This is a genomic window from Desulfonatronum parangueonense, from assembly GCF_054656975.1.
In genome coordinates this window covers 582,143-607,398 of the sequence record NZ_BAAHXH010000003.1, presented here as the reverse complement: position 1 = coordinate 607,398, position 25,256 = coordinate 582,143, and the positions used below count along the sequence as shown (strand labels likewise).

The window sequence follows — 25,256 nt, the reverse complement described above, 5'->3', positions numbered from 1 at the left end:
TGGTGACCGCCGAATCACCTGTGAATTTTCGGCAGCGGCGGACATGGTCGGGATCGGAAACGCAACTCCTGGAAGCGTACCCCCCGGGAACGCGGGGCTCCGTACCCGCTCTTCAAGAACTGCGAGTGCAGAGCCTCGCGTTCCCGGCAAAGGCCGCCCATGGTCCTCGAAAACCTTCGATAAGCTCGAAATCCATGATTTTCCGAGTTCCGTAGGCTGCATGACCATTTTTCGGAGGGAAATCGTTTCGATATAGTGATAACAATTTTTGTTTTTTTCTGACAGGACATCAAAAACAACGTGCTGATGCACGTCCGGGACGGCAAGCTGATCAACGTGGAGGGGGATCCGGACTATCCCGTGAGCGAGGCAAAAGCCTCCTCGCCCTGCTCGATGCGCTGGCGCAACAATCCGGACGGGCCGAATTCCGTCGCCACCGAATTTCCCGTCGCGGCCTCGAAAGCCTTGGCCACGTCGCTCAGAGCCGCCCGCAGACTGCCCGCGGCATAAAGATTGACCTGCTCGGCCTTGACCGGCATGGGGACGAAAAGAAGGACCGCCACAAGAAAAAGTAGAACCTGCCTGATTTTCATAACAGTAACCTCTCTCTTCAGTTGATTATGACGCAAAAGGCGACAATCCCTCTTCATCCGGCCAGCTCCAATGCGTCCGGATCAACCAGCACGCGCACCTTTTCCCCGACCATGACGCCGAGGCGCCTGGCCTCGTCCTTGCTGAGCAAGGTTCGAAGGGGCACGCCGATATCCAGGAGCACCTTGATGTTCGGCCCTTCCGCGGTCATCTGCAATATCTCGCCGACATGGCCTTGCCCACCCGGTTCTTCCGGGCTGCCATTCATGGGAAAGAGTCTGATCAGATCGGGTTTGATAAAGACCCGCCCCGGCCCAAAGCGTGTCGTTCGCACGGGCAGGGCCACGTTGTCTCCCACCACGCAGGTTGTTCCCCGCTCTCCCGGCACTATTTCGCAGGAAAGCAGATTCTCGCCCCCCGGCCCCGTGAGTCTCCCCTCGAACAGAAATATCTTTTCGTCGGCCAGTCTGGCTGCTTCCAGACGCTTGTGCGTCGAGAAGATGATCGAAATTCCCTGTTCCTTGCGCAGGTCGCGAATCACCCCGTCGATGACCGCCTGGTTTTCCACGTCCACGCTGGCCGTGGGCTCGTCGAAGAGCATCACCTCGGGACGGCAGGCCATGGCCCGGGCAATGGCCACGCGCTGGGTCTCTCCCCCGGAAAGCAGGTGGGCAGGGCGCTGGGCAAAAGCGGACATGCCCACGCGTTCCAGGCACTGCTCGGCGATGGCTCGCCGCTCGCGGACTGATTCGCCGCGCATCCGGGGGCCGTACTCCACGTTTTTGAGCACCGTGGAGGAAAACATGATCGGATGCTGATCAACGAGCACAACCTTCCGGCGCAGGTCGGTCAGGGCGCTGTTGCGCCACTCCACCCGCCGGCCCTGGAACAGGATCTCTCCATTTGCCGGCGGCTGCAGAAAAGCCAGAACGTGGAGCAAAGTGGTCTTGCCCGAGCCGTTGGGCCCCAACAGGGCGTAGCTGGCGCCGGCCTCCAGTTCCAGGGCATCAATATCCAGCACGATTCGGCCTTCAAAGATCTGCCGCACGTTGTTCAACGAATACAGGCTCACCGGTTGCCTCCGTACTTGCCCTGCACCAGTTGCAGGGCCACGTTCATGATCAGGCTCACGGTCAACAGGACAATGCCCAGGGCAACGGCCAGGACGAACTCGCCCTTGTTGTGTTCCAGGGCCATGGCCGTGGTCATGGTTCGGGTGAACCCCTTGATGTTTCCGCCGAGCATCATGGCAATGCCGATTTCCGCGATGACCCGGCCAAAGGCGGCGATGATCGCGGCCAAAATGCCGAACCGGGCTTCCCGGGCCACGACCAGGGCCGCCTGCAGAGCGTTCGCGCCCAGGGTCTGGGCCGTGCGTCGATAGCGCTCGTCGATCCGACTGACCGCGGCCATGGTGAAGGTGGCCACCCAGGGCAGAATCAGGATCACCTGGCCGATGATGATGGCCTTGGGCGTGTACAGCAGGCCCAGATGGCCGAGCATGCCCCGCCGGGACAGAAAAGCGTAGACGAACAATCCGATGACCACGGTGGGCAGAGCCAGCATGGTGTTCAGAATCGTGATCACGGCCCGCTTGCCCCGGAACTTTTTCACGGCGATGAGAAACCCCAGCGGCACGCCGAGAACGGAGGCGATGATCGTGGAGAAAAAGCTGACGTACAGGGACACGTAGACGATAAAGTACATCTCAGGGTCCAGGGACCAGATCATCCGGAAGGCTTCGATGATGCTTTGGGTGAGGAAATCCATGGAATTTTGAAGTCAGAAGTCAGTAAACAGTGATTGGAGTTGAAAGTTGGGAGTCAACCTGGGGCCGCCGCAGCCCATTGCGGCAAGGTTCGACACTTCCTGAACAACCAACAGAGCGACCGGCAAGATAACTCTTTGTTATTTCATGCAAGCAACTACTGGGCTTGAGCAGGACAAAGTGAGTGTTCAAAAACTTGCAATCGGCAACTGGATTCCCGCCTTCGCGGGAATGACTTGTTGTCGCAAAACCGGTAACTGCTCAAAAATGTCGGGCACAGATTGCCCGCTACCATGAAGCTGGATTCCCGCCTTCGCGGGAATGACTTCAATGCGAACGCTTTTCCAAGCACGTCATGCCAGCGAAGGCGGGCATCCAGACCATGCTTGCCTCGGTTTATTGAGCAGTTTAGTAACTGCTCAATAAGGCAGGGCAACCAACCACCGCGGATCCGTGCTGCCTGGATACCGGCCTGCGCCGGTATGACGGAGTGGAGTACCTCGAAAGCGAGTTCTCTCAGTCGTCACCCCGGCGCAGGCCGGGGTCCAGGTGTTTTTTCTATGGTCACTGCCCGGAGTTATTGAGTAGTTACAGCAGTTACAAAACCGTTTCCGAATCTGTCATACCGGCGAACGCCGACGCTATGGCTATCCAGATCTTTTTCTCGATTTTATCTATTTTTGCTGAACAGTTACCAAGCGACAACACGCATGGTTGAACCGGAAGAGCCTGGTTACTGACCATTTTCCGGATCTTTGGGAAATATTGTCCTTCCGGCCTGGGAGACGTCGTATCCGGTCAAGGTCTCGGCCTGTCGCTGGAATGCCACGTCGTGGAGCAGGCCCAGAAACTGTTGCACTCCCTTGTCGAAAAAACGCTCCCGGGAAATCAGCAGGTCGAACCGTTCCCGGCCCAGCGGCAGAAAGTCCAGTTCCAGGATTCCGGCCACGGCCCTGATCCCCGGCCCCACATCCGCCCGCCCGGCCAGCACCTCCAGCCCGACATCCAGGTGACGATGCACCTCGTTGCCGTAGCCGACCATGGTTTCCGCGGCCACGTTCGCCTTTTCCAGGTGCTGATCGAAGAGCAGGCGCGTCCCTGTGGTCAGGGGGCGGTTGACCACCCGGATTTCCTTGCGTCCAAGGTCGGCCACGGAGCGAATGTTCAGAGGATTGCCCTTGGCCAGGATCAGGCCCTGCTCCCGGAAGCAGAAGTTGATCACCGCCGGTGGCGCGGACAGTTCCTCCTCGGCGAACTGGAAATTGAAGTCTCCGTCATCCGCCTGGATCAGATGGCTGGACGCCATGTGGCACAGATTGTTGCGCAGGGCCTTGAGTCCCCCGAAACTGCCGACATTGCCGTAGACCGCGAGATGCTTCGGAAAGGTCTTGTTGAACAGGTTCAGAACCCGCTCCAAAAGCGGATCATCGCTGCCGGCCACGATCAACAACCCGTGATACGGCGGCAAGGGAGAACCCGGAGCTGGATAGTTCTGGGTGGAATTCTCGATCCATTGCTCCACAAGGTGCTTCGGAAAAAGCCACTTCCCGGTAACCTTTGTGGCCGGAAGACCTTTTTCGGCTATCAGGCCGTAGACCATCTTTTCATTCACATCGAGCAGTTGGGCAACTTCTTTGGTCGACAGCAAGTTCTTCATGTCAAATCCTCTCTTGACCTTTCATGCTATTGATAGGCGTGCATAACCACTGAGGTTGCCTATCGTCAAGATAAAAATAATAGCAAATCAAAATTACCGGAATAAACCTATTCAAACCAAAACAAACAGCCTCCATATTATTCTTGAGTTAACGTCAAACTTGCACTATTCATCTTTTCTGCCACTATAAAATTCTCGAACCTTTGTACTCCCACGGAGTTTTCATGTCCTTCCAGCGTTCCATCTATCTGACCACCATCCCCATTCCCGAAGCCGTGGCCAAGGCCAGGCAAGCCCTGGACCGCGACGCACTGGTTCTCAGGGAGACCATTCCATCACATGAAGCCGTGGGCCGGGTAACGGCGGCGCCGGTTTATTCCCGGTATTCCAGCCCCACGCATCACAGCGCGGCCATGGATGGCGTGGCCGTGAACGCGGAAACGACCTTCACGGCCCGTGAAGGTCGCCCCCTGGAACTGAAGCTGAACAAGGAGTATTGGCCGGTGAACACCGGTCATGCCATGCCCGAGGGAACCAATGCCGTCATCATGATCGAGCAGGTGGTTCAACTGGACGAGCAAACGATTGCCGTCGAGGCCCCGGCTTTTCCCTGGCAGCATGTCCGACGGATCGGCGAGGACATCGTGGCCACGGAACTCCTGCTGCCCCAGAATCACCAGATCACGCCCTACGACGTCGGCGCCTTGCTCAGTGCGGGGATGTGGGAAATCGAAGTCTGGGAGCGGATCCGGATCGCCATTATTCCTACCGGCGACGAAGTCCTGGATTTCTCAACTAGGCCGGAACCAAAGCCCGGACAGGTGGTGGAGAGCAACTCCCAAGTCTTCACGGCTCTGGGGGCGTCCTGGGGGTGTGTGGTCAAACGCGTTCCGCCGGTGCGCGACGAACTGGAAGCGCTGGAATCGGCCGTGAACAAGGCCCTGAGTGAAGCACACATCGTGGTCATCGGCGCCGGCTCTTCCGCGGGCTCCAAGGATTTCACCCGCACGGTCATGGAGCGTGCCGGCCAAGTCCTGGTCCACGGCATCGCGGCCATGCCCGGCAAGCCTTCCCTGCTGGGCGAGGCTCGGGGCAGGCTGCTGGTGGGCGCGCCCGGATATCCGGTCAGCGCGGTGATCTGTTTCGAGGAACTGGTTCGGCCCCTGGCCGCGTGGCTGGGCCGTCGCGATCCCGGATCACGGCCCAGGATCGAGGTCGAGCTGACCCGCAAGGCGCCCTCGAAGCTGGGAGTCCAGGAATTCATGCGTCTGGCCATCGGGCGGGTGGGCGAGAAATGGGTGGCCACCCCCCTGGCCCGCGGTGCCGGGATGATCACCACCCTGACCAAGGCCCAGGGCATTGCCCGCATCCCCATGCACAGCGAAGGCGTGGAGGCCGGGGCCACGGTGGAGGCCGAACTGCTGACCCCGGAAGCCGAACTGGAGCGGACCATCGTTTCCGTGGGCAGCCACGACAATACCCTGGACCTGCTGACCAACGAACTCATGGGCCTAGCCGAGCCGTACCGACTGGCCTCCACCCATGTGGGCAGCATGGGCGGGCTGACCGCCCTGCGCAACGGCGCGGCGCATCTGGCCGGTTGCCATCTCTTCGACCCGGAAACCGCGGACTACAACTTCCCGTTCCTGGCCAAATACCTCCCTGGGCTGGACCTGCTGGTGATCAACCTGGCCATTCGCCACCAGGGGCTGATCGTGGCCAAGGGCAATCCCAAAAACATCAAGGGCGTCGAAGACCTGCCCCGGCCTGACCTGACCTTCATCAACCGCCAGCGCGGGGCAGGCACGCGAATCCTGCTGGACCACCACCTCAAGCAGGCCGGCATCGCTCCGGACGCGGTGAACGGCTATGCCAAAGAAGAGTACACGCACATGGCCGTGGCCGTGAACGTGCTCAGCGGCGCCGCAGACTGCGGTCTGGGCATCTTCGCCGCGGCCCGCGCCCTGAACCTGGACTTCGTCCCTCTGGCCCGGGAACGCTACGACCTGATCATTCCCAGGCAGTGGTCCGATGATCCAAAAATCACCACGATCCTGGAACTGATCCGTTCAGAGGCTTTGCAGACGAAGATCCGCAACCTGGGAGGTTATGATACGGACTTGACGGGGAAGGAGATGACGCCGGGGCAAGGCTTGGGGTGAACGACGACCACACCCTGCTCCCTCCCGCGGGTGACCGTTCTTCTGACGGGGATGATACAGAAATCCAACCTCATTGGAACGAAACTTGTAACTATTCAGGTAACTGCTCAATAAGGCAGGGCAACCAACCACCGCGGATCCGTTCTGCCTGGATACCGGCCTGCGCCGGTATGACGGAGTGGAGTACTTCGAAAGCGAGTTCTCTCGGTCGTCACCCCGGCGCAGGCCGGGGTCCAGGTGTTTTTTCTAGGATTCACTGCCCGGAGTTATTGAGTAGTTACCTATTCAGCACATATTTTGTGGTCACTCGCCAGAGCTGGATTCCGGCTTTCGCCGGAATGACGTATCATGCCACGTCCTTTCCAGTTAAGTCATACCGGCGAAGGCCGGTATCCAGTCCGATTTTTCTCGGATGAGCTGAGTAGTTACCGAAACTTTTGTCCATTGATCGTTCCCACGCTCCAGCATGGGAACGCAACCCTGGGCGCTCCAGCGCTCCGTGCCTTGAGGACGAAGGAGCGCCCGACACCCCGTTCCCACGCTGGAGCGTGGGAACAACACACCCAGCATCCCAGCATTCCAGCATCCCAGCATTCCAACATCCCTTCCATCCAGCAGCATCCCTGCAGATCGGCCCCGAGTCATCGCCCCTCAGCATCCCCAAACCATGATCTCCCACTTCCCATGCTGCTCCCTCCGCTGCCAGATCCGCTCTTCCCAGCCCATCTCCGGATCCCGATGGAAGAAGACCAGATGGGCCTCCCCGGCGCCGACCTTGTCCGCGTAGTCCGCGGTCTGCTCCAGGCCTTCGGCCAATGTGGATTCCAGGCTTCTCCGGGCATGGAGCAGTTTCAGTTCGATGACCACCCGCTGCACAGGGCCGAAAAAGCCCGCGGCTTTATCCACGGGCCATTCCAGGAACAGGTCCGTGCGGCGACGGCCCAGCCCGAATTCCCGGTTCAGCCGACCGCCACCGTTGAGGACGCGCTGCAGGAAGGCCTGGAGCAAGAGTTGCGGGCCGGCCTCCTTGTACTCGAAGCGCTCCACCCAGCTCTCGCCGTTCTCGCGAAAAAACTGCTGGAACGCTGCCAGCAGCTTCCGCATGTCCATTCGACGATCCGGTCCCAGGTACCAGGCCAGCTCCTGGTTGGCGATCATGGCCTGGGTGGTCCAGGTCAGTTCACGGGGGATGATCTCCTGGTAAATGCGATTGCTGATGGCAAGCTGGGGGCGAATGCGGATCAGTCCAAGATCCTCCACGTACAGCAAGTCATCAACAGGCATCTGCATCTCGGTCTGCTCCGCGGACAACAGGGCCGCGACCACCGCCCGGACACGGGGTTCCTTGAGCTTGTCCGCCAACTGATCCAGGTGCGTGGCCCGGGAGAGGATCAGCCGCTCCCGCCCGGCCCGATAGTCCTCCAGGGTGATGGGCCGGGTCCGGTCACGGGCTTTCCGGTTTTCCCAGGTCACCTCATGGCCCAGGGCGTTGACCAGCCACGGCTGGCCAAGTGTATCCAGCCAGAGTTCGTCAAAAATTGCGAGGGCAAATGCCTGGCCCGTGGCGGCGGTATGCTGATGCCACAAGGCCCGGACCTCCTCCTCAATGAAGTTGCCCATGCGCAGGGACTTGGCCTTGATGTTGAAGGCGCTGCCGCCGGTGACCACCTCTTCCCCTGCCTGGTGCATCCGATAATCGCGCACATCCCGCACCCCGCAAAGGATCACGCTCTGGGGAAAAGCCGCGGGGCGCTGATCATACCCGGCCCGGATCTGGCGCAGCAGGGAAATCAGGGTATTGCCCACCAGGGAGTCCACCTCGTCCAAAAGCAGAACCACGGGCTTGGACGAAATTTTGGACCAATGCTCCAGGAGGCTCGTGAGCTGGTCATGGGCCACCCTGTTCCGGCCCTCTCCATCAAACCAGTCCTTGATACGCTCATCGCCCAGGTGGTTGTGTACGCCCCGTGCAATGGCGCTGCACACCGCCGGAATCCCCTCGCCCACATCCCCCCGAGCCGCCTGGGCCCCCTCGATGTTCGCGTAGGCGCAGGCAAACCGGCCCTCGGCGTTCAACTCGGCCATCATGGCCAAAAGCGTACTCGTCTTGCCGGTCTGGCGCGGGGCATGGAGGACGAAATAACGCTCCGTGCGGATCAGGTGCGCGATCTCGTCCCATTCCAGTCGCTGCAGGGGGGGGATGTTATAGTGGTGTTCGGGCTTGATCGGCCCGGAAGTATTGAAGAATTTCTCCATGCTGGCTCCCTGGTTATGAACGATTCCCGCATCTGGAAATGTAGAGACATTCCAACCTGAGAGCAAGAAAACACCCCTTTCGCAGGCCGCGGCCCCGATGCGCCGAAGAAACCACCCAAAGAGCCATCTTGGCCATTGGCACGGGCTCCGGCCGCAACAGCCCCGCATGACCAACCACCTCGACATCCGGGTCACGGCCACATAGCTGACAAGTACGCCCCGGGCGACCAGATCCGGAAGGACCTCGGGCCTGGAGAAGGCCTCGTTCTTGGAGGAGTAGCCGTAGGACAGCTGGAACAAGCCGAACATGCAGGACATTGTCGGGCTGGAGCGGCCGGATTTCAGGCGGTTTTTCCGGAGCCTCTGAAGCCTCCGGTGTCGGAAGCGTCTTTACTGCCTCCTCCGCGAGGACCGCGGCATAGAGGTGACTCACGGACCGGGCAACGGGACCGGATGGCGGAGGATCTCCGCGAGCATGCCGAAGTCTTGCTTGTCCTGGAAGTCCACCTTGGGCGTCTGGAGCGTGGCCTCGAAACTGGAAGTCCGTTCAATTTCCTGACGTCAAGATGAGAAAAAACCGCTTCCGCCTGGGGAATGATTCAATCAACCCATAGCCCCACCAGCTCGAAGCGGTTCACGTCCACCAGCCCCTTGTCCGTCAGCTTCAGTTCCGGAATAACCGGCAGGGCCAGGAAGGAGAGGATCATGAAGGGGTTGGCATGGGTCAGGCCCATGGTTTCACATGCCGCGGAAAGTTTTTCCATGGCCGCGACCACCTCGTTCAGGGGGATGTCACTCATCAGTCCAGCCACGGGCAGGGGCAGGGAGGCCAGGACATTGCCGTCCAGAACCGCCACCAGACCTCCGCCCATGCGCTGTGCCGCGCGGGCCGCGGCCAGCATGTCCGCGTCGCTGATCCCGGCGATGATCAGGTTATGCGAGTCGTGGGCCACGGTGGAAGCCAGTGCTCCACGTTGCAACCCCAGCCCGCGCACGAACCCCAGGCCGATGTTCCCCGTTGCCCGGTGACGCTCGATCACGGCCAGCTTGGCCAGGTCGGCGGACGGGTCGGCCAGGGCCAGGCCGCTGCGGATCGCAGGCCGTCCCAAAGCGGCTTTGGTCACGATCTGTCCGGGGACGATCTCCACGACCCGGGCCGTTGCGCCGGCCGCGGGAACGGCGAAGGAGTGCTCGTCCAGATTCCGGATGTGCATGGAGTTGCCGGGCAATGCTGTCTCGGCGGCGAAGGAACAATCATCCAGGGCCATGCCGCCCAGATAGACATCCCTGATCCGGAAGTCCCGCAAATCCTCCACCAGAACCAGATCGGCCCGGTAGCCCGGCGCTATCACTCCCCTGCGCTGCAGGCCGAAATAGCGGGCCGGATTGATGGTCACCATCTGCACGGCCCGGACCGGATCGAGCCCCAGTTGCACGGCCCGGCGCAGATTGTCGTCCAGGTGACCCAGCCTGGACAGATCACCGGGATGGCGGTCGTCGGAAACGAGAGAGAAGTTGGGCCAGTTGCTGTCCGTGACCAGGGGCAGCAGCTCGTCAATGTTATGTTCGGATGTACCCTGCCGGATCATTACGTGCATGCCCTTGCGCAGTTTTTCCCGGGCTTCCTCCAACTGTACGCATTCATGGTCGCTGCCCGGTCCGGCCACAATATAGGCGTTCAAGTCCATGCCCGTGAGTCCGGGGGCATGTCCGTCGATGACCAGATCCCTGGCCAGGTCCAGCTTGGCCAGTACGTCCGGATCACCGTGGATCACACCGGGGAAATTCATCATTTCGCCCAGGCCGGGGAACCGGCCTGGATGCTTCTCCAAAAGAGCCCGCATCTCCACCGCGCCGATCCTGGCCCCGGCGTTTTCCAGATGCGTTGCCGGAACGCAGGACGAGAGCATGCAGAAGATGGATACGGGCAGCTTTCTTGTTGATTCGAGAAAATACTCGATCCCCTCCACCCCAAGAACATTGGCGATTTCATGCGGATCGCAGACCACCGCCGCCGTGCCCCTGGCCGCCGCGACCTCGGCAAAGACCGGCGGCGCGAGCAGAGTGGATTCGATGTGGATGTGCGCCTCGATGAACCCGGGGCAGACATAGGCGCCGCCGCCGTTCACGACCTTGCGGGCCGGATAATCCTCAAAACCCAGGACCACGCCGTCACGGACCGCGACGTTGGCCGGGTGGATCTCGCCGGAAAGGGTGTTCACCAGCCGAACGTTGGTGATCAGGAGATCCGCCGGGCTATGGCCCCTGGCCGCCGCGATCATTGTCTGTTGCTGTTCCATGGACAAGGCAAGATCCTTTTTCTTGAGTCGGTTGATCTGTATTTGTTTCAGCCCCTGGTTGTCGAAGTCATTTTCAGGCGCATGCGAGAGGCAGTTGATGCATTGCGGGGTCAAGTCTTGCTTTTGATGTGTTTCATTCTTTTTTGATGATTCTGCTGACAATACTGTAAAAAAGGCCGAGATGCGCGACAATCGACCGCTGAGAATAGACGTGGTCAAACGTGAGTCCGGTTGATCCGAAGTATTTTGCGCATCTTGTCAAGAAGGCCGAGGACGAATGGTGACGTTGCGGTGCGAACGCATCGTCGACCGCACTCAACACCCCCACACATCAATATCCCGTTTCCCGGACCGCTCCCGCCGGTTCCAGATCCGCTCTTCCCAGCTGATCCCAGGATCCCGGTGGAAGATGACCAGGTGGGCCTCATCGGCCCCGACCTTGTCCGCGTAGTCCGCGGTCTGCTCCAGGCCCTCGGCCAATGTGGATTCCAGACTTCTCCGGGCATGGAGCAGTTTCAGCTCGATGACCACCCGCTGCACAGGGCCGAAAAAGCCCGCGGCTTCTTCGATGGGCCATTCCAGAAACAGGTCGGTGCGCCGACGGCCCAGGCCGAATTCCCGGTTCAGCCGACCGCCGCCGTTGAGGACGCGCTGCAAAAAGGCCTGCAGCAGCAGTTGCGGGCCGGCCTCCTTGTACTCGAAGCGCTCCACCCAGCTCTCGCCGTTCTCGCGGAAAAACTGCTGGAACGCGGCCAGCAGCTTCCGCATATCCATTCGACGATCCGGTCCCATGTACCAGGCCAGCTCCTGGTTGGCGATCATGGCCTGAGTGGTCCAGGTCAGCTCGCGGGGGATGATCTCCTGGTAGATGCGATTGCTGATGGCCAGTTGAGGGCGAATGCGGATCAGCCCCAGATCTTCGACGTACTGCAAATCGTCGTCGGGCAATTGCAATTCGGTGTGCTCCGTGGACAGCAGGGCCGCGACCACCTTGCGCACCCTCGGTTCCTTGAGCTTGTCCGCGAGCTGGTCCAGGTGCGTGGCCCGGGACAGGATCAGCCGCTCCCGGGCGGCCCGATAATCCTCCAGGGAGATGGACCGGGTCCGGTCCCGGGCTTTACGATCTTCCCAGGTGACTTCGTATCCCAGGGCGTTGACCAGCCAGGGTTGGCCCCTGGTGTCCAGCCACAGCTCGTCGAAAATCTCCGGAGCGAATGCCTGGCCCGTGGCTTCGGTGTGCTGCCGCCACAAAGCCAACGCTTCCTCCTGAATGAAGTTGCCCATGCGCAAAGATTTTGCCTTGATGTTGAAGGCGCTGCCGCCGGTGATGATCTCTTCCCCCGTGCCATGCATTCGATAATCGCGCACGTCCCGCACGCCGCAGAGAATGATGCTCTGGGGAAAGGCCGCCGGACGCTGATCGTACCCGGCCCGAATCTGACGCAACAGCGAGATCAGCGTGTCCCCCACCAGGGCGTCCACCTCGTCCAGGAGCAAAACCACGGGCCTGGGCGAGATTTGCGACCAATACTCCAGCATCTGACGCAAGAGATCGTTGACGGGTTGATCCTTGCCCGTGGAGCCCAGCCATGAAAATACCTCGGGTTGGTCGAGGCGAAGTCGGATTGCTCCGGCAATGGCGCTGCACACTGTTGGAATGCCCTTGGTCTCGTCACCACGGGCCGCCTGCGCCCCCTCGATATTGGCATAGGCGCAGGCGAACCGGCCTTCGGCGTTCAACTCGGCCATCATGGCCAAAAGCGTGCTCGTCTTGCCGGTCTGGCGCGGGGCGTGGAGAACGAAATAGCGTTTGGTCCAGATCAGGTGATTGACGTCTTCCCAATCCACGCGGTGCAGCGGGGGCAGGGAGTAATGTTCAGCCGGGTCAACGGGGCCTGAAGTGTTGAAGAATTTTTCCATGCGGCTCCTTGGCGTTCTCTCATCTCCAGTCTCAAACCAGGATTTGCGTCAGATAATCATCCTGTCCAAATCCGGGACGGCTGTCGAAAGCGAGGGTGACGTCGGACATGGCGGGATACCGGCAGGCTGAAGGTGTAACCGAATGATGATCCAGGATTACCTGGAAGCGACCATGTCCGCAATCCCAAACCATGATCGATCCCGCGGTTGTGACTCCGGGGGAGACTCGTCCCCTCAAAACGAACATTCGTTACTCCTGTTGCGCCTTCTTCCGATCATCCCCGAATTGGGCAAGGCATTCTTCCGAGCAGTCACATGACAAAGGGCACCAGGAAATTCAATTCGAAGTGGTCTGCCATGTATCCATGGCTTATTTCGCAGGAAATCAAAATACAAGACCTGACGCCTGATTTCCCCTCAACGCCTTTCGGCATCAAAGATCGTTTCAGGAGACCCGTCCATGATTGTTTCAATCCTCGCCCACCCCGAAGGGCGGGCGCTACGGAAGGGTTGACGCAGTGACGCAATATCTTATCGTTTCAATCCTCGCCCACCCCGAAGGGCGGGCGCTACGCAAAGACAGCGACGGTATCAAGATGCAGCTATCAAGGTTTCAATCCTCGCCCACCCCGAAGGGCGGGCGCTACGCTGAATGCACCGGCGAAAGCAGTACCCACGGCCTTGTTTCAATCCTCGCCCACCCCGAAGGGCGGGCGCTACAAGAAGCCGCTGCTCGTGAATGGCAACGGGTATGGGTTTCAATCCTCGCCCACCCCGAAGGGCGGGCGCTACATCTAGGCAATCGGGATTTGGTACGCCGTGAAATTGTTTCAATCCTCGCCCACCCCGAAGGGCGGGCGCTACTCATACAGATAAGAATATCCAGCACGGATCTACACGTTTCAATCCTCGCCCACCCCGAAGGGCGGGCGCTACGAGCCCTCCACGGCCTGGGCTACACCGAAATCCCGGTTTCAATCCTCGCCCACCCCGAAGGGCGGGCGCTACCCGATGACTTGCCTGTCGCCCATGCCGCCCGACAGTGTGTTTCAATCCTCGCCCACCCCGAAGGGCGGGCGCTACAAGTTGCCCGTTGTTGTACGAACCTTTGCGTTTGTTTCAATCCTCGCCCACCCCGAAGGGCGGGCGCTACCCAGTGGACTGATGCAATGTTCGCTGGCTACATTGTTTCAATCCTCGCCCACCCCGAAGGGCGGGCGCTACAATCCACATCGCGAGTATCTGCGCCCCCACATGGCTGTTTCAATCCTCGCCCACCCCGAAGGGCGGGCGCTACATTCAACGCAACGGCAAACAACCATAACCAAGGGGTTTCAATCCTCGCCCACCCCGAAGGGCGGGCGCTACTTGCGTAGCACATCGCAACCGAGCGGCTAGCTCGGTTTCAATCCTCGCCCACCCCGAAGGGCGGGCGCTACATACGCCAACCGGCGGGGCGCAAATCCATAAAGGTGTTTCAATCCTCGCCCACCCCGAAGGGCGGGCGCTACACACAACCACAGCGTCGGTAACGAGTCACCGCACAAGTTTCAATCCTCGCCCACCCCGAAGGGCGGGCGCTACCTATCCTGATTGGTCAAGCGCAATGCACAGAGCGAGTTTCAATCCTCGCCCACCCCGAAGGGCGGGCGCTACAGTTCCGAGCATGCCAGCAACCGGGATTGCAAGTGTTTCAATCCTCGCCCACCCCGAAGGGCGGGCGCTACCTGCAAGGACGATACAGGCGGGTGGGACAACATAGGTTTCAATCCTCGCCCACCCCGAAGGGCGGGCGCTACGCGAGAACACTGTTAAAAGCCAGAGGTGAAGAATGTTTCAATCCTCGCCCACCCCGAAGGGCGGGCGCTACGTAGCACGCGGGATGTCCTACCTCGTAGGCGAAGTTTCAATCCTCGCCCACCCCGAAGGGCGGGCGCTACACGCCATACGCCGCCGCTGCCGGTTTGGACGAACCGTTTCAATCCTCGCCCACCCCGAAGGGCGGGCGCTACTGCCGGGGGCGCATACATCATCAAAGCACTCGACGTTTCAATCCTCGCCCACCCCGAAGGGCGGGCGCTACCTTGCCACTGACCCAAGAAACAGCCCTCGAACTCGTTTCAATCCTCGCCCACCCCGAAGGGCGGGCGCTACCATCGGCGATTTTTCGCCAACATTTCCGGCATATTGCATGGTAGTTTCCGCGAATATGCCGTGTGTGGCCTGAGCAGGGCGTTTCAACTCGGGGAGTCCTTGTATTTGTTGTGTTGTTTTCATGGGTTGCCACATCCGCGAACCTCCCTGGGAAAACGATGGTGCATGGGGTTCGCGGCTTAAACGATGAGGGTATCTTCAGCGAATTTGGTGATGCTGGCCAGGCCGTACATCTCAACGTGGTTGTCCCGAGGCTCAGTCAGCCTGTAGATCATCAGGTTATCCTCCTCCTTGTCGATTTCCTTGAGCAGACTGCGTTTGAGTTTTTCGTATTGCACGTCCGTGACCTGGCACTCAAAAACCGATTTCTGAACACGCTGTCCGAAATTGACGCAGACCTGAGCCACCCGTCGCAATCGGCGACGACCGGCAGGAGTTTCCGTGTTCACATCGTAGCAGACCACAATCCACATGGCTGTCTATCCTCCGTAAAGCACTGGCGTATAGGCCTCCAGGTCGCCCCGCAGATGCCTGGCAAGCAAGCGTGCCTGGATGTGCGGAACAAGGCCGAAAGGGGTTTTTTCGCGCAGCAAGGGATGCTGAAACTCATCCTGTTTGCGTCGCTGGTAGGCGCCGATGACCTCTTTACGCCCTGCCTCGTTGAGATAGACCGCGCCGCCGGTGCGGTGCTCGAAGTGTTGACCGGTGATCTGCTTGCGGTTGATCAGGGTCAGGGCCAGCCGGTCGCCAAGAACGGGACGCAATTCCTCCATCAGGTCCAGACCGAGGGAGGGGCGGCCGGGACGTGGGACATGCAGGAATCCTACCTGACTGTCCAGGCCGACGCCTTCCAGGCCGGAGACGCAATCGCTCAGCAAGAGGGTGTAGAGAAAGGACAGCAGGGCATTCATCCGGTCACGCGGCGGGCGGCGATTGCGGGACTGGAAGCGGAAGGTGTCCCGCTGATCTTCCCGGACCATGATCTCCAGAACGGCAAAGTAGGTGTTGGCGGCTTCACCCTCAAATCCGCGCAGCCGATCAAGATCGTCGCAGTCCGGGACATGACGCAGGGTATCCTTCAAGCTTTGCCCGGCTCTGGCGAGTGCTGTCCGTTCCTGCTCAGAAAGACATTCCCGGGCGCAGCGCATCACGATTTCCCTGCTGTTCCTGATCTTGCCGGCGATCATGGCCCTGGCAATGGCGGCGCTGTGTTCCTTGTCCCGCATGGCCGTGAACTGGGCCAACCGCAACAGGACATTGCCGGTGGTCTTGCCCACCACGCGGGCCTTGAACCGACCGTTGCGATCCAGGATGACCACGGCGCGGCCGTCCTCGGCGCATTTGGCCATGAGAAACGGGCTGATCATCACGTTGCCCATGATCACGATGCCGCCAAGGTGATGCAAGGGAACCTGCCTGGAGGTCTTGCCTTCCACTTCGATCACCACTGTTTCATGGTCCAGGCGGACGTAGGATCCCTGGGTCAAGACATAGAGGGTATTCAGGAACTGCTTCATTCTTTCTCCGTGAAGAGATCCTTGTGCATCTTGCGCCCGCGGGTTTTGTCCGCCACGATTTCCGGCATGCAGGAGCCGCGCAGGGAACAATCCCGGCACCGCTTGTCGTTGACCGGTTTCGGAAGCGTGTCGCCGGCTAGCATGGTTCGAACCGCCGCGGTGATGGTTTCCACGTCCCGGCGCATGGACTCGGTCAACTCGATTTGCACCCGTTTACGGGAGCCGTGCCAGAACAGGGCTCCGGCGTGGACGGGCTCTCCGGTCATCTCTTCCAGGCAGATGGCCTGGGCGCAGAGTTGAATTGTTTCCGGCCTGCCCTGGCGCTGTCGACCCGATTTGTATTCCACCGGATAGGGCGTCGGCCCGTGGAACTCCACCAGATCCGCCTGTCCGACCAGCCCCAGCCGGACGGACCAGAGCGGCAGGGCGCGTTCCAGGCGGACGCCTTCCAGAAGGTGGGAGGAATCTTCATCCACCCGTTCATGCACGGCGTGGCCGCGCATGGTGTAGATGTTCTCGTCCCAGACCTGCTCCAGGTGGATCAATGCGCACTGCCGGGGGCAGTAGGCGTAGTGCTCCAGAGCAGAGATGAGGACAGGGTCCGGGGGAAGCGACGGCAGCATGAGAAAACCCGGTTTGCCCCCGGTCCGGCAACCGAACCGGGGGGTGGTTGGAGCGGGTTAGAGCATCACGTCGAGGGTGACGCCTTCGGGCATGTCCGCCTGGGAAGGAATGGTAATCCGGGCGGGATCGAAGTCCCGAGCCGGGCCTTCGCTCCGGGCAGCCTGGACCATGTCGAACAGAACATGGGCCGGAGCGTTGCCCATGGGGCTTTCGTGCTCGAAGACGATCAGCTTGCGCGTGGCCATCTGGCCTCGGGCCGCCGAACGGTCGTGCTCGAACATGCTCTTCAAGGCGTCCCAGAAAAGGGTCAAATCCGCTTCACTGAATCCGGTCTGTTTGGCCAACGGTGCGGAGATGTAGCCGTGGCAGCGGTACAGGGCATAGGGCACGGTGTACTTGCGGCCCATGGTCCGGTTGTCGCCCTGCTGCTTTTCCGCTTCAGCCTCTGTGGCCACGGCCATCCTGGTGATGCTGTGCTCCAGCGGCACGATGGGATCCACACTGCGGGCAAAGGTCAATTGCACCGGACCGCGGACCTGACCGCAGTTTGGCGCGGACTTCAGGGACATCACGGCCCCGAAGGTCCGCACATCGTAGTAATCCTCGCACATTTTGCCCTTGCCCTTTTCCACTTCGGTACTGCTGGGCTTGCGGGACTTGGCCCCCTTGAGGGCATTGGTCAAGGCGGTTTTCACGTCCTTGGGCGGCTTGGCTTCCTTGATCCACTCGTTGACCTCCTTCTTGTCCGCGTCCGCGGCCACAACCAGCATCGTGGCGTTGGTCTCCACGTCCGTATCCGTGGATACCCCGTCAGGCGTCCCATTGTCTTCCAGCCAGTCAAAAATTTCCTGGGCAATTTCCTGCCGGGATTCTTCGCCAAGCTGGATGCCCAACTCCTTGAAGGCCTTGAAATGAGCCTGCCCCAGCACCGCCTTTTCCCGAACATAGATGTTGTAAGGCGGCCGGAATTCCTTGGCCAGCTGGACGTAGTTGCGCACCTTGCGCTTCAGGCAGACGTCCGTAACCAGGCCATGCCCTGATTCCGGATCAATGCGCGGCAGGTTGCCGGCGTCCGGGTCGCCGTTGGGATTGCCGTCCTTGACGTCAAAAAACAGTACGAAGTCGTAGCGTTTGGCGATGTTTTCCATGCTGCTGCCTCCTATGGCGCTTCGGTCGTGTCGGTGGTGAGGCTGGTGCCGTTTTCCTGGATGTTGTCCTTGATGACTTTTTTGAAGAAATTTTGGCGCTGGTGATAATAACCCACGGCAAACCGGCCCTGATCCCGCATGCTCAAATGCGTTGGAAAATCCTGGATTCCGTCCATGATCTCCCCGAGTTGCTTCTCCAGGCCTGCGGCCCGTCTCCGATTCTCCAGTTTTGACAGGTGGTGGTTCTTCAGCTTCAAGAGCTGGGGAAATGCCGAGACCGGCGTCCCGGATGCCGCGCCGTAGAACCGGTCGCGGATGGTCGCATTGATGCCCGGATTGGCCTCTTCCTGGATTTTTTCCAGTACGGCGAATAGTCGGCCCAGGCGGTAGCCGATGTTGATGTTGGTGGGATCCAGGACCATGCCGACCTCCTTTGTGGATGGTGCGTAATATCGGGTGAGACGCGCCAGAACGGCCTTGATGATCGCGGCGCGAGGATATGTGATTTCCCGTTCGGCCCTGCAGCGGCGTACGGCAGCGGCCAGTAGGGTCTGGGGATAGGGGGTGCCGGAGAGGATGGCCTTCATCATTTCGCCGGCCATGCTGGGCGGGATGTTTTCGGACTTGCCCAGGGCCGCCGTGCAGATCAGCAGCCGGAAAAGGGAAAGATGCTCCGGCTGATGCGGTCCGTGGACCATGGCGCAGTCGTCAAAATGCTGTTGGATATGCCGCGCGGTCTGGCCCACGGTTCCGGCGTGCCAGAACCGTATGGCGATGCGGGCCACATTGGGGGCCAGGCCCAATACGAAAAAACGGGTCAGATCCTCGGCCAAAGGCGGAGCGCCTGCCCTGGGCCCGGCATACAAGGCCCGGATGGCATTGGCCATCTGCTCCGGATTCTCCTTGGCCGGCTCGCCGAACAAGTCGGCAAAGACGTCTTCCAGCGGATTTTGCTGTTCGGCCCAGAAGACGACGGTATCCGGCCCGACCATTAATTTTTGGCGAGAGTTCTTGGCCAGCAAAGCATTGAGTGCCGTTGCGTATTCAAAAACGGCCCGTTTTCCCGTTGGCGCATTGAAACTCTGCTCCCGGCCATAGGAATCGAAGCCCATCCCTGTCTGAAAAGAAACAATTTTCGAAGTGCTTTGGGCTCCGACAATTGGCGTACGGGGGTGCAATCTTTCAATCTGGTCATGTTCACCCGTCAGCATGCAAATATTCCGCAACCCATCGGATGTATCCGCATCTTCATTCCCTTCTCTGTGCTGGTTGGCGAGAAATTTTTGAATATCCTCCTCTTCACAAACAAGGCAGTTGCGGCCTGAGATCATGAAACTCAGATTGCATCCTGGAATCTTACGGCATTCGCTCCAAAGCGGGTGCTGAAAGACACGTTCTTTCTCGTCCCGCTCAAAAAAGCCGGCTACTGCCTGGACGCTGGCATTGTCCGGGATGTCATTCAGAAATTTTTGAATCGCGGCGATAAAAACCTGATTTTGCTTTTTGGCCATCTCCTGGTCAGCCTTATCCTCGGATTTGGGCCAGCCCAGGACGTAACCGTAATGGTCCCAAAACAGATTCGTTGCTTTCCATGCGTTCTTGCCAACCCGGCCGCTTTCCTTGGGCACGAGAAATTGCCGAACCGGGGCATTCCTGGCCGCGCCGGCGCGGGTGTCCATCAAGTCGGCAAATGTGCCGTCAGGGTTGATGACGATAAGAAATGGAATGCCCTTGCGCTCAAAACCTTCAGGAGGCAAATCTTCCTTTTGCCGCTGATACAACCGATGCAACTCTTGCAAGATCATCGCCGCACCTCCTCGCTGTCCACCGCGGGAACCATAAGTTGGCCGTTATCCAGTCTGCCCCTGAAGAAGGCTGGTCGGCAGCCCTCGTGGCAGGTATGGACATGGTCCACGTCCCGGCTGTTGTCGTGGAACATGTCGTAGAGCATGAAGCCAAGATCCCTGGTTTCAGCGATGGGCTCGGGGACGGGATGGTCATGCGGGATCAGCTCGAAGTGGGCTGCGAATTCGCGGCAGCCAAGGTACGGACGATGGAAGCATTTCCCTTTCCCCGCCCGATGCAGGAACATTTCCTGGAACTTGATGGCCGAGTTTCGCTCGTCCGGCGGAGCGACCAACTCGAACCAGGCATGAATGGTGTAGGCCACGTCCCGCAGGAACAAGCCCGCCCGTTGCTGACGTTTGTCCTCGACGGCAAACCCGTCCGTGCGGGGCGACATGGTTCCGCCCACCTCGTTGCGGCGTACCGATTCCCAGCGGATCGGCCGCAGCACGTCGATCTGTCGGACATACCAGCGCAGGGCCGGTTTCCAGAGTATGGCCTCTAAAATCCCGCGGGCCGCTGAAGGGGTCATCACGTCGTAGGAGACCCTTTCCACTTTCATCTCCGGGCGTGTGAAACAGGCATTCTCGCCCCAGACTTTGAGCCGCAGCAAACGGCTTTTGGTGGATGTCAGATCCATGCGCGTTCTCCTTTGCGAAGTCAGTGCAACATGCCTGTGAAGCGAGCCATGCATCACGCAAACCACATGCAACACATTGGCTCTTCACACCATCGAACAACTTGTCGCTGATCACTGCGTTCTGTCAAAATACTTTTCAGGTTCTTCTGTCATCAATTCAGCACAACAATTCATCCGGTTCGTATACCAAGGAACGGTCCGGACACAAGCCCAATTCCTGATGATACAGGTTGCTCTGAATCTGGATGAAGATGCCGGGATAGACTTCCCGAATCGCACCTGCCTCCATCAGACTCAGGTGCTTGCGGCGCGGGATGTTCACCACGTACCGTTGCAACCGACGCATCAACAGACGTTCGGGCCCGCGTCGTTCCAGGCGGTCCAGCAGTTCCGAATTGTCGTACTGAACGATCACCGCGGCCTGGGCCAAGTCGTCAATGATCTTGAACCTTCCGGCCGCGGAGCGGAAGCTGAATCGCATTTCACGATCATTTCCGAGCAGTTTCAAAATATCCTGACTGTCCAAGCCCTCGCCTTTCAGCCAGTACAGTTCCCGGAAAAAGTCCGTAAAATCCTTCTGGGTCAGAACGTCACCTTGAAGCTGGTTCAACAGCCGCATCCCGATGCCGGCGGCCTGGCGCAGATATCCTGCCGGAATACGAGACGGCGGCGTGAAGACGTACACAAAACCCCTTTCCCGCAAACCCTCCCGGTTGCAGCGCCCCGCGGCCTGGGCAATGGAATCCAAACCCGAGGCGGCCCGGAAGACAACGGGAAAATCCACGTCCACCCCGGCTTCCACAAGTTGCGTGCTGATCACCCGCGTTGGTTCGCGCCGTGACAGGCGGGCCTTGATTTCGCCAATCACCCGTGAGCGATGCATTCCGCACATCAGTGCAGAAAGATGGATCGTGCCAGGCGGCATCATTTCCCAGAGCGTACGAGCATCGTCGCGACGGTTGACGATGCACAGGGCAGAATCGTGGGCGTTGATTTCCGCGGCCAGTTCGTCCCAGGAAATCGGTTCCAGGTCGCGAAACTTGCGGATGCTGGTTCGACGCAATGCCAGGTCCAGGGCTGGCGGGTCGTCGATGATTTCGGTGATCTGATCGATGCCCTTGAATTGATAAGCCGGCTGAGGGTCAAAGGCAGGCTGGGTGGCCGTTGAAAAGATTACCGTAACCCCATACCCCTGCTGCAGTTCGGTAAGGGCTTCGAGAATCGGAGACAGATGCTCCGTCGGTAAAAGTTGCGCTTCGTCCAGCACCACAACGCTGTTGACGATGTTGTGCAGCTTGCGGCAGCGACTTGTCCGGCTGGCAAACAGGGACTCAAAGAATTGCACCGACGTGGTCACGATGATCGGCGCATCCCAGTTCTCCGCGGCAAGCTGCAAAGCATAGCCTTCCCGGCCTGTCTGGGCGTCGTCGGCCAGGACCACGTTGCTGTGGTGCTCCACAACGCTGTCCGGGAAGATTTTACGAAACAAATCGGCAGTCTGTTCAATGATGCTGGTGTACGGAATGACGTAGATGACCCTGCGCAATCCATGGCGGCAAGCATGACGGAGGGCGAAGACCATGGTCGCCAGAGTTTTGCCTCCGCCCGTGGGGACGGTCAGCGAGAAAAAGCCTTGGGGGAATTCAGCCTTGAGCATGCACTGGGCTGCGATTTCGCGGCGCTTGCGGTTCACCGGCGTATCCGGCGCCTTGTCTTCCAGATTGCGCATGAAGACGGTAAAGCGCTCCAGCAGCTCGGCCATGGATGCAAAGCGGCCGCGCTGCTTCGCTTTGTCCTGGTCGAAAAAAGCCTCGGTGTCCAAAAAGTCCGCATCAACCAGACAGGAAAAAAGCATCCGCAACCACAGGGAGGCCGCCAGTCTGGTGGCTGGACGCGGTGGACGGTCCTGGGGCCGCTGGGCATCCAGGATGGCAGACGGAAGAACCGGCAGGCGCTCCAGCAATTCGCGTTTATTCAGGCGACGAACCAGGGTCGATAGGGGTTCGGCATCCCCCTGCCAGTCCGGCAGACCGGCATGATGGCCGGCAATGAGATACGCCAGCACGCGACCGTGGATTCCCAGTTGGTCCACGGCATGAATCGCCCCGGCTGTTGAATGGTCTGTCCGCCCGCCGTTGTTCAGCAGATAGTTCTGAAATTCGAAGGAACTCTTCCCGATGTCATGCCACAACCCGGCAAGCCGCCCCCAGCCGGGACAACCGAATGCGTCCGCAAAACCCTCCGCCAGGGTTGCGGTGTCCAGAAGGTGGGCTTGCAGATCGTGAGTACGACCGTCTTCGTCGGCATGGGCCAAAAGCAAATCTTGATTCCGTGATTGCACTCGCAACTCCCCCCGAGTCCTTTATGCAGATGATTTATGGGTGACATCCATGCGCATCCCGGCGATACGTGCCTCGTTTTTCCATTGCCTCGCGACCGGAAAAACTGCGGGTCAACTTCGTGACCACGGACCAGTCACTGCGTAGAATTCTGGCTCTTTGCAACAGTCTGGACGCCCAGCGCTCGGACGTGATCCGCGCGTCACTAGAGATGGCCCTGCCCGTGTTTGAAAGCCACCCGGAGATGTTTAACTACTTCGCGCATCTGGCCAGAAGGGACTGGTGAGCCGGCAACGTGGCTCAAGGCGCATGACCCGCGAAACCGGCGACGGATCAGCCGTGGTTGCGCGCAAATGATGCAGTTTTCTTATGCAGGGGAGGAGGTTTGTTCCATGGGCATACTGGATCGATTGGCCGGCAAGCCGATGAGTGACGAGGATTTCGCTGCGCTGTTGTGCGGCAAACTGCCCGCGGCCCGTGCCGCGGATGTGGAGAGGTTGAGCAGGGAGTTGGGAGTCCAGCGCATGGACCTTTTCCGGGCCGCCCTGGAACTGGCCCTGCCCGTGTTTCGAGAGCATCCGGAGTATTTTGCGTATCTTGTCGAGAAGGCCGGGGACGAATGGTGACGTTGCGGTGCGAACGCATCGTCGACCGCACTCAACACCCCCACACATCAATATCCCGTTTCCCGGACCGCTCCCGCCGGTTCCAGATCCGCTCTTCCCAGCTGATCCCAGGATCCCGATGGAAGATGACCAGGTGGGCCTCACCAGCCCCGACCCGGTCGGCGTAGTCCGCGGTTTGTTCCAGGCCCTCGGCCAGGGTGGACTCCAGGCTTCTGCCGGCATGCAGCAGTTTCAGTTCGATGACCACCCGCTGGACCGGCCCGAAAAAGCCTTGGGCCTCGTTCAGGGGCCATTCCAGAAACAGGTCCGTGCGCCGGCGGCCCAGGCCGAATTCCCGGTTCAGCCGACCGCCGCCGTTAAGAACGCGCTGCAGGAACGCCTGGAGCAAGAGTTGCGGGCCGGCCTCCTTGTACTCGAAGCGTTCCACCCAGCTCTCGCTGTTTTCCCGGAAGAATTGCTGGAACGCGGTCAAAAGCCTGACCATGTCCAAGCGCCGATCCGGGCCGATATACCAGGCTGTTTCCTGAAGCATGGAGTCCTGAGTCACCACGGTGAGTTCCCGGGGGATGATCTCCTGATAAATCCGATTGCTGACATGAATCTGCGGCTTGCGCGTGATCAGACCTAGATCCTCGACATATTGCAGGTCGTCGTTGGGCATCTGCAGTTCGGTTTGTTCCGTGGAAAGCAGGGCCGCGACCACCGCCCGCACACGGGGCTCCTTGAGCTTGTCCGCGAGCTGGTCCAGGTGCGTGGCCCGGGACAGGATCAGCCGCTCCCGCCCGGCCCGATAGTCCTCCAGGGAGATGGGCCGGGTCCGGTCTCGGGCTTCCCGGTCTTCCCAGGTCACCTCCTGGCCCAGGGCGTTGACCAGCCACGGCTGGCCAAGGGTATCCAGCCAGAGTTCATCAAAAATTTCCGGGGCAAATGCCTGACCCGTGGCCTCGGTATGCTGATGCCACAAAGCCCGGACTTCCTCCTCAGTGAAGTTCCCCATGCGCAGGGACTTGGCCTTGATGTTGAAGGCGCTGCCGCCGGTGACCATCTCTTCCCCAGCCTGACGCATCCGGTAATCGCGCACGTCCCGCACCCCGCAAAGGATCACGCTCTGGGGAAACGCCGCGGGCCGCTGATCATATCCGGCCCGGATCTGGCGGAGCAGGGAAATCAGGGTATTGCCCACCAGGGAGTCCACCTCGTCCAGGAGCAGGACCACGGGCCTGGGCGAGATCTTGGACCAATGCTCCAGCAGGCTCGTGAGTTGGTCATGGACCACCGTGTTCCGACCCTCTCCATCAAGCCAGGCTTTGATCCGCTCATCGTTCAGGTGGTTATGGACGCCCCGCGCAATGGCGCTGCACACCGCCGGAATCCCCTTGCTTTCATCCCCCCGGGCCGCCTGGGCCCCTTCGATGTTGGCGTAGGCGCAGGCGAATCGGCCCTCGGCGTTCAGTTCGGCCATGATGGCCAGCAAGGTGCTCGTCTTGCCGGTCTGACGCGGAGCATGGAGCACAAAGTAGCGCTTGGTTTGAATTAGATGGCTGACATCCTCCCAATCCACACGGTGCAGAGGAGGTAGTGCGTAATGTTCATCCGGATTTACCGGTCCGGACGTATTGAAAAATTTTTCCATCACGGCTCCTTGGCCTTATATCCATGCCACATGGCTCTGCCCTGGGAGCAGGTCTTCGATGTTTAATCAACACATC

19 protein-coding genes and 1 CRISPR repeat array are annotated in these 25,256 nt (G+C 59.9%); of the genes, 3 read left to right on the top strand and 16 right to left on the bottom strand.

Annotation, left to right across the window (positions count from 1 at the left end):
• Positions 1-353 precede the first annotated feature (353 nt).
• The 4 genes from ACYQ15_RS03160 to ACYQ15_RS03145 all read right to left on the bottom strand — a co-directional run bounded on the left by ACYQ15_RS03160 (position 354) and on the right by ACYQ15_RS03145 (position 4,016).
• The gene (locus ACYQ15_RS03160) at positions 354-593 is read right to left on the bottom strand and encodes a substrate-binding domain-containing protein (protein WP_459936073.1); all 240 of its coding nucleotides are present in this window, start codon (positions 591-593) and stop codon (positions 354-356) included.
• 53 nt (positions 594-646) lie between these two features.
• Positions 647-1,663 carry an ABC transporter ATP-binding protein gene (locus ACYQ15_RS03155; RefSeq protein ID WP_459936072.1) on the bottom strand — a complete coding sequence of 339 codons (1,017 nt, stop codon included), beginning with the start codon at positions 1,661-1,663 and terminating at the stop codon, positions 647-649.
• Positions 1,660-2,361 (bottom strand): ABC transporter permease, encoded by a 702-nt coding sequence (locus tag ACYQ15_RS03150; protein ID WP_459936071.1) that lies wholly within the window; start codon positions 2,359-2,361, stop codon positions 1,660-1,662. The genes ACYQ15_RS03155 and ACYQ15_RS03150 overlap by 4 nt, the downstream gene beginning before the upstream one ends.
• Before the next feature lie 731 nt (positions 2,362-3,092).
• On the bottom strand, positions 3,093-4,016 hold the full coding sequence (locus ACYQ15_RS03145) for a substrate-binding domain-containing protein (protein WP_459936070.1): 924 nt from the start codon (positions 4,014-4,016) through the stop codon (positions 3,093-3,095).
• 224 nt (positions 4,017-4,240) lie between these two features.
• On the opposite strand from ACYQ15_RS03145, the gene ACYQ15_RS03140 reads away from it, so the two are divergent.
• Positions 4,241-6,178, top strand: coding sequence for a molybdopterin biosynthesis protein (locus ACYQ15_RS03140; protein WP_459936069.1), 1,938 nt, complete (start codon positions 4,241-4,243; stop codon positions 6,176-6,178).
• A 651-nt stretch (positions 6,179-6,829) separates the two neighbouring features.
• Here the strand turns inward: ACYQ15_RS03140 and ACYQ15_RS03135 are convergent.
• The 11 genes from ACYQ15_RS03135 to cas3 all read right to left on the bottom strand — a co-directional run bounded on the left by ACYQ15_RS03135 (position 6,830) and on the right by cas3 (position 22,923).
• Complete coding sequence (locus ACYQ15_RS03135; RefSeq protein ID WP_459936068.1) at positions 6,830-8,752, bottom strand: ATP-binding protein; 1,923 nt, start codon at positions 8,750-8,752, stop codon at positions 6,830-6,832.
• A gap of 281 nt (positions 8,753-9,033) precedes the next feature.
• Positions 9,034-10,734: an adenine deaminase gene (gene ade, locus ACYQ15_RS03130; protein ID WP_459939543.1), complete on the bottom strand. Its 1,701-nt coding sequence runs from the start codon at positions 10,732-10,734 to the stop codon at positions 9,034-9,036.
• A 315-nt stretch (positions 10,735-11,049) separates the two neighbouring features.
• On the bottom strand, positions 11,050-12,654 hold the full coding sequence (locus tag ACYQ15_RS03125) for an ATP-binding protein (protein ID WP_459936067.1): 1,605 nt from the start codon (positions 12,652-12,654) through the stop codon (positions 11,050-11,052).
• Positions 12,655-12,685: 31 nt separating this feature from the next.
• Entirely contained in the window at positions 12,686-12,901 is a 216-nt protein-coding gene (locus tag ACYQ15_RS03120) for a hypothetical protein (RefSeq protein ID WP_459936066.1), read from the bottom strand.
• 219 nt (positions 12,902-13,120) lie between these two features.
• Positions 13,121-14,808: direct repeats of the CRISPR family, unit length 37 nt; unit sequence GTTTCAATCCTCGCCCACCCCGAAGGGCGGGCGCTAC.
• Positions 14,809-14,987: 179 nt separating this feature from the next.
• Entirely contained in the window at positions 14,988-15,281 is a 294-nt protein-coding gene (gene cas2, locus ACYQ15_RS03115; RefSeq protein ID WP_459936065.1) for a CRISPR-associated endonuclease Cas2, read from the bottom strand.
• 6 nt (positions 15,282-15,287) lie between these two features.
• Positions 15,288-16,325, bottom strand: a complete 1,038-nt coding sequence (gene cas1c / locus ACYQ15_RS03110; protein WP_459936064.1) for a type I-C CRISPR-associated endonuclease Cas1c — start codon at positions 16,323-16,325, stop codon at positions 15,288-15,290.
• Positions 16,322-16,948: a CRISPR-associated protein Cas4 gene (gene cas4 / locus ACYQ15_RS03105; RefSeq protein WP_459936063.1), complete on the bottom strand. Its 627-nt coding sequence runs from the start codon at positions 16,946-16,948 to the stop codon at positions 16,322-16,324. Before cas4 ends, cas1c begins: the two co-directional genes overlap by 4 nt.
• A 57-nt stretch (positions 16,949-17,005) precedes the next feature.
• Positions 17,006-18,097, bottom strand: coding sequence for a type I-C CRISPR-associated protein Cas7/Csd2 (cas7c, locus tag ACYQ15_RS03100; protein WP_459936062.1), 1,092 nt, complete (start codon positions 18,095-18,097; stop codon positions 17,006-17,008).
• A gap of 11 nt (positions 18,098-18,108) precedes the next feature.
• Positions 18,109-19,902, bottom strand: a complete 1,794-nt coding sequence (gene cas8c, locus ACYQ15_RS03095) for a type I-C CRISPR-associated protein Cas8c/Csd1 (RefSeq protein ID WP_459936061.1) — start codon at positions 19,900-19,902, stop codon at positions 18,109-18,111.
• Positions 19,899-20,582, bottom strand: a complete 684-nt coding sequence (gene cas5c / locus ACYQ15_RS03090) for a type I-C CRISPR-associated protein Cas5c (protein WP_459936060.1) — start codon at positions 20,580-20,582, stop codon at positions 19,899-19,901. Before cas5c ends, cas8c begins: the two co-directional genes overlap by 4 nt.
• A 157-nt stretch (positions 20,583-20,739) precedes the next feature.
• Entirely contained in the window at positions 20,740-22,923 is a 2,184-nt protein-coding gene (gene cas3 / locus ACYQ15_RS03085; protein WP_459936059.1) for a CRISPR-associated helicase Cas3', read from the bottom strand.
• A gap of 68 nt (positions 22,924-22,991) precedes the next feature.
• On the opposite strand from cas3, the gene ACYQ15_RS03080 reads away from it, so the two are divergent.
• Both ACYQ15_RS03080 and ACYQ15_RS03075 read left to right on the top strand, forming a co-directional pair.
• The gene (locus tag ACYQ15_RS03080) at positions 22,992-23,207 is read left to right on the top strand and encodes a hypothetical protein (protein ID WP_459936058.1); all 216 of its coding nucleotides are present in this window, start codon (positions 22,992-22,994) and stop codon (positions 23,205-23,207) included.
• A gap of 106 nt (positions 23,208-23,313) precedes the next feature.
• The gene (locus tag ACYQ15_RS03075) at positions 23,314-23,547 is read left to right on the top strand and encodes a hypothetical protein (RefSeq protein ID WP_459936057.1); all 234 of its coding nucleotides are present in this window, start codon (positions 23,314-23,316) and stop codon (positions 23,545-23,547) included.
• A 31-nt stretch (positions 23,548-23,578) separates the two neighbouring features.
• On the opposite strand, the gene ACYQ15_RS03070 is transcribed toward ACYQ15_RS03075, so the two are convergent.
• On the bottom strand, positions 23,579-25,180 hold the full coding sequence (locus tag ACYQ15_RS03070) for an ATP-binding protein (RefSeq protein WP_459936056.1): 1,602 nt from the start codon (positions 25,178-25,180) through the stop codon (positions 23,579-23,581).
• Between the last annotated feature and the right edge of the window lie 76 nt (positions 25,181-25,256).